The organism is Thermogemmatispora sp. (genome assembly GCF_019683635.1).
In the GTDB taxonomy this organism is placed as follows: domain Bacteria; phylum Chloroflexota; class Ktedonobacteria; order Ktedonobacterales; family Ktedonobacteraceae; genus Thermogemmatispora.
The window spans coordinates 1-7,986 of record NZ_JADGIA010000227.1; the positions used below are offsets into that span (position 1 = coordinate 1).

Annotated in this window: 3 protein-coding genes; all 3 read left to right on the forward strand. The window is 62.0% G+C overall.

The features are described from left to right. On the forward strand, positions 1-2,911 hold a 2,911-nt coding region (locus IRZ31_RS18555; RefSeq protein ID WP_297156389.1), incomplete at its 5' end, for a hypothetical protein. Positions 2,912-2,953: 42 nt separating this feature from the next. Beyond that, positions 2,954-6,811, forward strand: coding sequence for a hypothetical protein (locus IRZ31_RS18560; protein WP_297156391.1), 3,858 nt, complete (start codon positions 2,954-2,956; stop codon positions 6,809-6,811). A gap of 187 nt (positions 6,812-6,998) precedes the next feature. Continuing rightward, positions 6,999-7,892 carry a class I SAM-dependent methyltransferase gene (locus IRZ31_RS18565; RefSeq protein WP_297156393.1) on the forward strand — a complete coding sequence of 298 codons (894 nt, stop codon included), beginning with the start codon at positions 6,999-7,001 and terminating at the stop codon, positions 7,890-7,892. Positions 7,893-7,986: the final 94 nt, after the last annotated feature.

Genomic DNA, 7,986 nt, shown 5'->3' on the forward strand with positions numbered 1-7,986 from the left:
GAAGTCCGCCATCGTCCGGCGGCGTCAACTGCACTTTCAGAGGCAGCCAGGCACCACCGACCAGACGCGGCTGAAGGGCCATAAACTCACCATCGACGTTCAGGGGATCGGCGAACTGAGAAAGGAGCTGATCGAGGGCATCAAAGCCCACCTGAAGACCTACCAGGAGACCGGGCAGGCCGATGAAGAAGAGCTGAAAGAGGCGGAGACCCAGCTTGAGCAACCAACAAGCCAGGCTGCCGAGCGGATCAACATCCTCTGCGAGACCATCACCGATGAGGGCCTGGCCCGCATCCAGCGCACCGCCCGCCTCCACTACCTGACCTACATCAGGCAAAGCCTCATCAGCGATTCCAGGGCCAGCGATCAGGAACGCCGGGCCGAGCGCCTGCTCCAGACCCTGAGCGAGCGCCTGCGCCAGCTTGAAGCCTACATCCAGCGCTATCCCGATAGCCACTACATCGTCTCCTATGGCCAGTCGGAGCGCCTCAACTTGCGCGACCTCTTCTCACGGGCCGACGCCTTCGATCCCCTGCCCATCTTCGGCGAGGTCGCTGGTCAGCTCGGAGAAATCATCAACGAGCAGCAAGGGGTCAAGCGCTTCATCCACGGCCTGCGCCTCAAGCTCAACGGCAAAGTGCACGTCCACGGGGGCAAGGGCGAGGAATCCTTTAAATTCCATCTGGCCCTGCTCCAACCGGACAAACCTTCCTTTGACGAGCGCCGGCAGGAGGCTGAAAGCAACGGCACCCTTGAAGCCTTCTACACGCGCATCGTCCGCGTAGCCGTGCTCTACTTCTTCGCCTTCAAGCACTGGGAAGACCCCAGCTATCAGCCCGAGGCCGACTTTGAGCAAGAGCTATTGCCCGTCCTGCGAGCCGGCACCCAAGAGGAGAAAGAGGCCGCCCTGCGGCGGCTGGCCGAGGAGCTGGAGCCGGAGCAGTCCACAGGCCCACAGAAGACCTCGAAGAAGACCTCGGAGCTTCTCCAGGATGTACGGACCGCCCTGGTCGCCTCGCTCAAAAAGCCAGCCCACCAGTCGCGCCCCTACCGGGCCGACCTGGTGATCTCCCTGAGCGCCGGCATCCTCTCGAAAGATCCCGAACAACTTTTCATCCAGCACCACTTTTTCAGCGACGACCTCTCATTCCAGGAAGACCACCGGCGCGAGCTGCTCAAGTACATCAGCATCGAGGAGGCCAGCATCAGCAGCAATGTCCTCTGCAAACTCGCCGTTAGCCTTCAGATTGAGCCGCTCTACTTCCTCAGCAAGGAGCATGGCAGCGAGGAGACTATCGGCAGCTATGCCATGAGCTACGAGCTTGGGCACCTGCAGGCCCTGCCCGTTATCCTGCTTCCCATAGAGGCGGATAAGCAGAAACAAGCAGAGTGCAAAAAGCTCTTCCAGCAGTGCTTTGGTGGCTTCAAACACATCGCCCTGGGCTACGGCTACCACCACCAGGGGCCAGCCGTCCGTTCCGAGGCCGCCTTTGTCTACCGCTTCACCTACCTCCTTCTCGCCTACCTCTTCATCAAACTGGTCGTCGACAGCGCCACCGCTATTGAGCCAGCCAGGCGCTTCATTCCGCTCATCTGCATCCACATCAAGAAAGAAGAGGCCGGCCAGGAGCACTACGACGATGAAAGCGTCCTGCACGGCATCACCAAGGTGTTGGAGCACCTGCTAGGAGCCGACTACCTGACCAGCTCGCAAGGCATGCACCTGGAGACCCTGAAAGCGGAAGGCAATAACGTCTACCTGCTTAGAAGCGCCCTCTGCTCGCTCTACTCGAACCTGCCGCATCGCTTCAAGCCGCAGTTGGAGCAGACCAACAGCGGGCGCGCGGCAGCCCGTCAAGCAGCCCGTCAGCCAGCACGGGTCACGTCCGCCCATCAGAGCGCGGCCCTCCAGCCGGCGCCCGCCGCCGCCACCGACGCCGACCAGGCCCAGCCCGCGCGCCTTGACAAAGTGGCCATCCTGGTCGTCTCCAGCCGCAAATGCGACTACACTACCCAGGCCCGCGATCACTACCTGGCCGCCATCTACGGCGAAGTGCTTGGCCTGGAGCGGCAGGGCAACGAACTCCTGCTGCGTCGCCTGAGAACCTTCGCCGACAATCACCCCTCCGAAAGCATGCACACGCGGCCCGACATCATCATCGAACAGGCCCGCTACTGCGCCCAGCAGGGCTACCGTCACCTGCTCTACGTCGCCCACGCTCCCTACAGCCGCACCCTGGGCCTCACCAAAGGCGGCGCCCGCGAGCTGTTTTTCATGAGCCAGGACGTCATCCAGGCCATGCGCGAGGTTGCCAGCGACTTCCGCGTCTACCCCATCTTCTGCGACCTCTACTACGTCCTCGATCTCAAGGCCAGCTCTGCCAGGCACGATCAAGAGTCACTCTACATTGACGAGCTGCGCGAACTGGCCGACGTCGTCAACGATCCCAGCAAACGCACCGTCATGTTTCTCAATCTCTACAATGGCTACTATATCCCTTCTGGTTCCCCCGAGGCGCAGGAGCGCGTCTACAACGGCATCATGGCCTACTCCACCGTCACCCATGTCTACGACCAGGACCCCAGCTACGAGCAGTACATCTGGTCCGACCTGCTGGCCCCTGACCAGCCAGGCACCATCAAGCACGGCCTGATCGAGGCCATCACCCTGCTGCACTTCATGCGCTTTGAAAGACCGTCCAGCCCCATGATGAAGCTTGATCCCTACAAGCGCACCATCGGGGACCGCAGCACCGGTGCCCAGGCCATCATTCCTCACATGAAAGGCCAACAGCGTTTCAACATGCTGGCCTGCCTGACACACGTGCGCTCAGTGCTGCGCACCCTGGAGCTGAAGCAAGGTGGCGGCAACCATCAGCACCCGGAGCCGCCGTCATCCACCGCGTCCTGAGCTGGATACGACGGAAGAGGAACAAGGAGGATCACCAGCGCCATGTCAGCCATGCCAGAGCCATCTGGCCAAAGCGTCCAGACCAGGCAGCCAGAGCCAGCCAGCAGCAACCAGCATTTCGGCGAAGACATGGGCCGTCTCTTTGAAATCGGCTTCGCCACCGGCCTGCTCACGGCCCTTGGCCAGGAGCCGCGCATCCACTGCCCCCCCTCCATCTCCGATTACTATCGGCGCGAGCTGGCCCAGCTCCACTTTGAGCCGCTCTACAGCAAGCTCAGCAGGCGCAACTGCGTCTTCAGCAGCTGGGACCGCGACCTGCTGCGCCAATGGGCCATCTTCATCTTGCTACGCGGCTACCTGGGCGGGCGCACCTTCCTTCAGGAACTGCTGGAGGCCCTCATGGCCGCCCACAACGGGCAGATTGACATCGTCTACCTGCAATGTCGCTTTCACGGTCCCAACAGTCTGGAGACCTACACCAAAAAAGAAAGCCTGGCCTTCGCCGAGTTACTGGAGCAACTGCGTCAGCGCGACTACTCACTGCCAGCCAGCGAGCAGATCTACGAGCAGTACTGCGGGCGCGGCCAATTTCCCCAGGCCGACCTGTTGCTCTTGCTGCAGCAGGGAAAGGACTGGCGTCTCCTCTGCATCGACCTTTCGGTCTTCAGCGTCCGCAGCCTCAGCGACGCCGCCAGTCTCACCTCAGTCGACCAGATCCGCGGCCTGCTGCTGCGCGAGCTGCGCTACATGCGCACTCGCAGCGTTTTCTCCAACCTGAGCATCGACACCGACGCCGCCCTGCTCAGCGGACAGGAGCTACTGGCCACCGGCCTCAAACGCTACTTCCGCGCCTTCAGCCGCCAGGACAAAGAGAGCTACAAACTCATCCAGGCAGGTAGCTATGCCTGCAGCTTCTACCAGTTTCTCACGCGCCACGGCATCCTCACCCCCCAGGACTCCATTGTCTTTCACATCATTGGCTACACCGACCGTGGCAGCAATAGCATGACCCTGCGCCGCGATCAGCTCCCCGTTCTCGAAGCCTGCGCCGAGATCTACCGTGAGCGCGAGGAGCACCTGATTCCCGGGCAGGAGATCGAGGCCAGCCGCGAGCAGCTCCTTGAGACCATCAGCCGCTACGTGGCGCGCTGCTTTCAGCAGGGCAAATCGTTCGTCAAACAGCTCCGGGAAGAGGCAGAGCGGGGCGACGGCCTGCACTGGGTCTCTCACGAGGAGCTGCTGACCGACTTCGTCGGCATGGACAGCCCGCTGACCCCCGAACAGGTCACGCCCGAGCTGCAGGCCCTTTTCCCCGACCAGCCATGTGCCGGGCGCAAACTGCGCGAGCTGCACGCCGAGCTTGTGCTCCGCGAACTGGAGCAACCTACCCCCTACCTCTTTCTGACCGGTACGCCCGGCATCGGCAAAACCACCGCCATCGTCAACTTTCTCAAAGAGCGCGCGATGCAGGGCGAGGGCTTCCTGTTCGTCTACGTCAGCCCCCGCAAGCAGGTCAACCTGGACATCATCGACAAGTTCCGCAGCTCAGAATTCGACCTGCGCTGCGATACCCTGCTGGCTCTCACAACCAACTCCGCCCAGATCCGGGCCAACGGCGGCAAGCGCACCGTCCACTACTACTCGTCCCAGCGCAACGACCGCTTCTCACTGCACGGCATCGACTTTCTGCCCGCCGAAGGCCCCGACGCCCAGCAGCAACGTCCCCGCGAGCGCCGGCTAGAGGAAGTCGAGGAGGGGCTGCTCATCGACCGCGGCCAGAACGTCAGCGGCGTCCTCGACAGCCTCTGCTCGGCGATTGACGCCGCCCTGACAGAACAGCTCTCCAACACCATCGTCGCCACCGTCGCTGTGCAATCGCTCAGGCGCACCAGTCACGACCAGGCCACCACCCTGCGACACCTCAAGAGCCTGTTCCAGAGCCTGCTCAGTCAGGGACTGGTACAACAGGAAGCCCTGGAACAGCTCAGCCGACGCATCAAATACATCTTCTTCATGATCGACGAGGTCACCGGCGACGAGAGCGGCGCCGCCTTCGTCGAGGGCGTTCACAGACTGCTCCATCAGTGCCAGCTCTTCAACCACCCGGCCATTCGCTGCAAAGTCATTGTGGCCGACGCCTCGATCGTCGACCCGCAACTCATTCAGCGCCATCTTGAAGACAGCTCCTACGAACCAGATAAGATCTACTTCCGGCGCGCTAGCCAGCCGCCGCAGCCCCTGAGCCGCAGCGCCTTCGGCTTCAAGCGTCTGAACGCGGTTGGGATCAACGCGAACGCTTATCCAGCCAGCGCCCTGCGCCTGCGCTATCACGTTGGCCTGGAGATCGAGAGCTACGAAGACATAACCGCGCTGCACGCCATCAGCCAGCAGCTCAAAAGCGGCCTTCAGCAGGAGCTGCTGACAGACCTGCTGACCATCCTTCGACAGCCCGAAGCTCCACAGGTGCTGGTTTACATCCAGGACAAGCAGCGCCTGGCCGAACTGATCGCCGAGCTACGGCGGAGCCTGGGGCAATTCCAGCTCTACGAGGACTACCTGGCCATCCATGCCAACATTTCCGAGGAGGAGAAGAAGAAGGTAAGAGACTATCAGGACAAGGTGCGCGTTGTCTTCATGACCGCCTCGGCCAGCCGTGGCCTCTCCTTCAAGCGCGCCCGCGCGATCCTGGTTGACGTGCCACGCTTCGCCATCGAGCAGAACCTGATGGAGATCCTGCAGGTTATCTACCGTGGGCGCGGCGGCGACCTCGACAATACAGAGAAAGCCATCACCTTCTACCTCTCCGACCGCTTCTTTTACAGCCGGGCCGAAGAGCGCGACTCAGCCCTGCGCGAGAGCCTGCTCGCCTTGCTCAACATCCTGCTCATCCTTAAGACCGCTCTGCTCACGCGCATCAAGGGCGAGGGGCAGATCGGTCACGGGCGCTATCTGATGATCCCCATTGGCGGTAAGGCCGTGCTCTCCGCTGGCGAGAGCCTGACCTCGCGTCTGGGGCGCCTGGTCGAGCAGCTCGATGATCTGCGCGATCAGCACCCGGAGACCCCGGACTTCCGTGAGGTCGCCGAGGATCTGATCAGCCTCCTCAGCGAGGCCCGTCTAGAGCTGAATCCGCCGGCGTCGGAGTCGGGCCGACGGGCTCATGGCAGTCCGAGGGGGCAGGCCCGGCAGGACGGGGACCAGCGTCATCCTCGTCCCTATTTGATTGAGCTGGATCAACTGGCCGACAGGTTTGAGGAGGCCGCCATCCACGGCTTTGACCACCTGCTGACCCTCCCTCCCCTGGAGCGGGCCTACATCGCCGGCAGCCTGCTCATTGTGCCACTGGGCGAGCGGCATCTGAGGGAAGAATACTGGATCAGCCTGATGAAGCTCTTGCAGGTCAACCGGCGCGGGCAGCTGCTGCTCAGCCGGATGGAGACGCTCCGGCGCCATCCGTACTGCAACGATGAGATCCGTCTGCTCCTCAAGGATGGCATCGCGCTCATCAGAGAGCTGGGCCGTATCGCCCGTGGGAACACGGTCATTCCTCATCTCGGGCAGGAGACACAGCACGCCGACCAGCACTACGCCATTCCCCTGCATGTCCTGCTGGTCAGCAAGGTCTTTCAGAGCTACTTTCAGAGCGGCGCTGAGGACGCCTTCGGCTCCTACTGGAGTTTTCGCCGCCTCCTCGAAAGCTATCTGCGCACGCTCTATCCCATCGACAGCGTTCTGCCGCTGGGCCGCCACTACGAACACTTTCCGTTCCTGCTCTTTCGCAGTTACAACCTGCCCGAGGCGCGGCGCAAGATCTTCCTCGACCATTACCTCTTTATGTCCCACGAACTCAATATCATCAACATGCTCCTGGCCAAGAGCGGCGAAGGCGAAGCGTCCTAAGCGGAAGAAAGAAACAACCTTGCGAATTGTGATATAGGCTGGTATGCTTTCTAAAGAAAAGGGCAAGATGGGCAGCATCTTCTCCCGCAGGCTCGGGCAGATTTGAGCAGGCTCTGCGGGCAAGCAGGCCGCCCACACTTTGACCCATCCAGGGATCAGAAGCTGAGCAAAGGAGATCTTGCAAGCTATGACTGCAGCTGAAGCCGAAGCGCCAGGCGGCGATAGTCAGCCCGCTGGGGAGCGCACCTATTTTATCGATGCCGAAGAGGCCGCTGAGTTGGCGCGCCTCATGCAACAAGACCGCCTGGTGACGGAGGCAATGGGCGGCTTGCTGCCCGAGCTGGAGGCACTGCCAAGCGCAGCCCAGGTGCTCGATCTGGCCTGCGGCCCCGGCGGCTGGGCCCTCGAAATGGCCTTTCGCTATCCCAAAGCCGAGGTCATCGGCGTCGATCTCAGCCCCAGCATCGTCGACTACGCCAATGCTCAGGCTCGTTCGCGCGGCCTCAGCAACGTCCAGTTCGCCGCAATGAACATCACGCAGCCCCTCGCTTTCGCCGACGCCTCTTTCGATCTGATCAACGCTCGCTTCCTGGCGGGCTTCATGCGGCCCCAGGATTGGCCACGCCTGCTGACCGAGTGCCGCCGCCTGCTCAAGCCCGGCGGCGTGATCCGCCTCACCGAAAGCGAATGGGGCCTGACCACCAGCCCAGCCACTCAACGCTACTACGCGCTCTGCTCAGAGGCTCTCAAGCGCGCAGGTCAAAGCTTCTCGCCCGATGGGCACCATCTGGGCATTACACCTATGCTCGCCCCGCTGCTGCGCCAGGCCGGCTTTGAGGACGTCCGCCTGCGCGGTGGCGCGCTGGAGTGGTCCAGCGGTACCCCCCAGCACTACAGCACCTTCAAAAATATATTCGTCATGTTCGATCTACTGAAACCTTTCCTTGTAAGGACAGGGGTTGTCAGCCCAGAGGAAGTGGAGCCGCTCTATCAGCAAGCCGTCGCCGAAATGCAAGCTGACGACTTCTGCGCCGTCTGGACCTGGCTCACCGTCTGGGGACAGAAGCCCACCACCACTTAACACATCCTGGCCTGGTCCGTCAGGGCCAACGCTGGCCCCCCATCAGCCCGTATGCGGCGCAGCGCTAGAATTATAGTCAGCAAGAACCAATACA